1 protein-coding gene is annotated in these 1,007 nt (G+C 63.1%); it reads left to right on the forward strand.

Annotation, left to right across the window (positions count from 1 at the left end; all coding sequences use genetic code 11):
• Positions 1–1,007: hypothetical protein (locus BACI9J_RS22365; protein WP_159736614.1), on the forward strand; the 1,007-nt coding region annotated here is incomplete at both ends.

Raw genomic sequence — 1,007 nt, forward strand, 5'->3', positions numbered from 1 at the left:
TACACGCACACCGCCGTCCAAGCGATCCTCCTCGCCTGGAATGATCTGAGCGAGCCGGCACGTGTTGTTCTCTTAATGGGCCTTCTGTGTGGCGGGGACGACGTGCACCTTGATGCGTTGGTGGGCGCCGTCGAGGCGCTCCCCGAGGATCTCCGCCTGGATAGTTTCGAGCAGGAGGTCGTTCTCAAGGAGTTGTGTAGCTCGTCGTTGGTGACGCGGTTCCTGAAGGACTCGCGTGACCAGGATGCTCCTGGGCGCGATCGGATCGCCATCCACGAATCGTTGGGTCTTGTGGGAGATGGCCGCTGGGAGTACCCGGGGGTGTACATCCCTGCACTGAGCAATGCGCTGGACGGCCGCGCGCGCCCATTGCGTGACGCGGGACGCATTCGAGCAGCGGCGTCCTACCTGCCTGCAGGCACCAGTGTGTTGAGCGCTGCTGTCACGATGGTCGAGGTCGGAGATCAGCTTCAGCTTGCGCCGGCCATGCACAACGCCGGGGATCTCTTGCTGCTAACCGGGTCGGCTGAGCAGGCCGCGTTCTGGTTGACGCAGGCAGCGGGGGTGTACGCCGAACGCATCTCGGACAACCCGCTCCCTGGAACAGTGCTGGTGGAGTACTTCTTCGTTAGCGCGGCTCGACTCACAATAGCGCTGGCACGGACACCGCACACGGATCGCATAAGCCGGGTCGTAGAGTTCGCGCTGGACGTGGCAAACGGTCATCCCGATGCACTTTCGACCCCGATCATTCAGGCAGCGCTGGAGACGATGGCTGGAACTCTGCGCATTCTCGGTACCCCGGAGCCAGGGCTACTCGCCGAAGTGCGAAAAGTCCAGTTGCTAGCGGGGTTCAGCGACGATCCGATCCCCGACACAGCGTTTGCTAGTTGGTCGATCCAGTTGGCGGAGGCCGCGGAGCGGGCGCTGATCCTGATGCAACACGAACAGTGGGACGAGGCGATGGACTCGTTCCTGATCGCTGCGAACGCGGCACGTGACACGGG

The organism is Arthrobacter sp. 9V (genome assembly GCF_902506065.1).
Taxonomy (GTDB): domain Bacteria; phylum Actinomycetota; class Actinomycetes; order Actinomycetales; family Micrococcaceae; genus Arthrobacter.